This window comes from Sphingomonas sp. 66-10 (genome assembly GCF_001897045.1).
Taxonomy (GTDB): domain Bacteria; phylum Pseudomonadota; class Alphaproteobacteria; order Sphingomonadales; family Sphingomonadaceae; genus Sphingomonas; species Sphingomonas lycopersici.
On record NZ_MKRR01000090.1, the window covers coordinates 1 to 2888 of the forward strand.

At 60.1% G+C, this 2888-nt stretch carries 1 protein-coding gene; it reads left to right on the plus strand.

Going from position 1 to position 2888, the window contains the following annotated elements; all coding sequences use genetic code 11:
- Positions 1 to 278: 278 nt before the first annotated feature.
- On the plus strand, positions 279 to 2888 hold a 2610-nt coding region (locus BGN95_RS07270), incomplete at its 3' end, for a DUF3857 domain-containing transglutaminase family protein (protein WP_286772117.1).

A 2888-nucleotide genomic window follows, 5' to 3' on the forward strand; every position in this document is an offset into this window, starting at 1 on the left:
CGATTATCCGCAGACCCCGAATGTGCGGCTGTCTTGTAAACGACGCTATTTCGGGAAGCGGGGCGCGACCCACGCCAAAGCGTCAGGGCGTTGCGATCCATTGTGCCACGGCTGCATTGGTCATACGTCCGCCGGGCCAAAGCACCTTGGGTGTGCACCACTGATTGCTACCCCGCATCCAGTGTTGGCAGACCTTGAATGAATAGCATGCGCTCGATCCGGTTGCACTGCCTGTAAAGTGTTCGATCATGTTCGACATTTGCGGGGCGAGACCGGCGATGGCGGCCGCGACTTTTCGCCTGGCAATCACCATACCGCTGATCGTGGAAAGTGCGGCCTTCGCGCAGGAGAGGCGAGGTGGACTATTGCGCGCGCGCATAGTGTTTGCCACCACCTGGCGCATCGCATATCCATCTGAATCAAAATCGAGTGGGGCAATCAGCAACGTGAGCATTTATACCGGGCGGCATTCCCCACATGCGCTTTTTATCTTTATAGCCGCTCTATTGCCGACTCCCGGCCACGCCAGTGAGACCAGCGGCGTGCCCACAAAGGAGGCGCAAGCAGCCGCGGAAGCGCCGACAATCGAGATAGAAGCGCAACCGGGCTGGGTGAAGGAGCGGAACCTCCCGGAAGCGACGCCTGCGCGGATAGAACGCGCCGAAAACGGCATCGCCAATCTTTTGGTGGACGGTCAGTATCGACTGCGTACCGATGGGCACGACGCGTGGTTCCGCTTTTCGAGCAAGATAACCAATCGCAGCGGACTCGAGTCCGCAGGCCAGATTTCGGTGACCTATGATCCGAGTTTCGAGAGCGTAAGCATCAATTTTGTGCGGCTGATCCGCAATGGCAAAGTCATCGATCTCACGCGCGAGACGAAGTTTCGCGTCGTTGAGCGCGAGGGCGAGTTGGACAGCGGCATCGTGAGCGGGACGCTAAAGGCAATCGCCAACCTGCGCGACGTGCGGGTCGGCGATATCGTTGAATATGCGATGACGACCCATACGCGAACGAGCCTTTGGCCCGGCCACGCATTCTACCATTTCACGCAACGATTTTCCGAGCCCTTGGCGCTGCGCACACTGCGCGTGATCTGGCCCGCGGGGTTGGACCCACAATATAAGGCGATCAACAGCGACATTTTCTTCACGGCTCGCAAGACTGATGGCGGCGGTGAATGGGAGTGGATGGCGCAGGACCCTGCGCCGGTGCAGTCTGAGAATAACGTTCCCGCCAGCGCCTTCCAATGGGGCCGCCTCGATGTGTCGACGATGCGAACCTGGGCTGAACTAGGGACCTGGGCAGCAGGGCTCTATCAGGGCGACGAGACGCTACCGAAAGATTTTGTCACGCGGCTTGATGCCATTGGCAAGGCATCGCCGGCACCTGCCGATCGCTTGAGCGCTGTCACACGCTACATCCAGGACAATATCCGCTACGTCGGCGAGGAGCTGGGCGAAGGATCCTATGTACCACGCCGGCCGGCAACGGTGCTCGCCCGCGGATATGGCGATTGCAAGGACAAGAGCCTGCTGCTCGCACTGGCACTGCGCCATCTCGGGATCGATGCGGTGCCGGCGCTCGTGTCGACCGGCGCGGGCGATCGTCTGCCTGACCGCCTGCCATCGCCACTCCTGTTCGATCACGTAATCGTCCGCGCGGTGGTGGACGGCAAGGTGACCTGGCTCGACCCGACCGGTACGCATCGCGGTGGGCAAGGGCTGACGACGGTACCGGCGGACCTCGGCTATGCGCTGCCGATCCGCACGGGGCAGGCGGCGCTTGAGCATATCGAGGGATTTGACGAGCACGCTGGTCGCGCGGACGTGCTCGAGCAATTTACCGTCGACGAGACGGCGAATACTCCCTTGACGCTTCACGTTGAAACGCGTTTCACCGATGCACGCGCCGACAATATCCGTGCGATTTGGTCGACGAAGTCCGCGCAAAGCATTTCCGAGTCAAATCTGAAATTCTATCGCCAGCGCTTCCCTGGAATCGTTGAGAGCAAGTCGCTGGAACTCAATGACGACCGCAATGGCAACCGCCTGACGATGATCGAGAATTACGCGATGTCGCGGAAGGCATTTGTCGACGCCAAGATTCCGGCCAAGCTCATAACGCGCGCATATTTATTGCAGGATGTCCTTCCGGATCGGCAGGTCAATCCGCGCATCCAGCCGCTCAGCATCGCTGGGCATGTCGTGAACGGGCAGACCATCGAGGTACATGTCAAGGATCGGGTTCTGACGCCCCTGGAGGATGTCGAGGCGAAAGGTGGCCCGATCCGCTTTTCGCGTCGCTCCACCAAATTGCCCGATGGCCTGTCGATGGTCTACCATCTGGAAACCGGAACGGCAAATACAGTGCCGGCAACCGAAGCAGCTGCGATCTATACGGTTTCCGACCAGGTCAAGGACGAACTTGGCATCGAATTCTATCTGGACAAGGCACCGCGGGCCGATGCGACGCCGAATGGGATCGATGCTGCCTCCTGGGCGCAGATCAAAGCCGATATCGAAAAGGCCCTGTCGCTAATGGGCAAGGCCGATGAGGCGTCCCGGCTCGAGGCGCTGTCCCTGCTATCCGCGGCCGCCGACAAGGTTCCTCATCCTTCGTCTGCGGCGGGCATGATCGACGGGTTGAAGGGCGCCATTCTCAGCGATTTGCGACGACCTCAGGCAGCGCTGGTGGCGCTTCAATCGGGCACCGCGCAATATGAGGGCAATCCAGAGGTTTTCCGCTTATGGATTGCCTACGAAGTCGATCTCGGCACGCCGCAGTCTTTCGCCAAAGCGGTGCAGCGCACGTCGAAGCTTCACCCGGATATCGTGGCCAGTCTCGATAAAAAATGGGTCCAAGCTGCCATGGGGAAGACGCCCTCG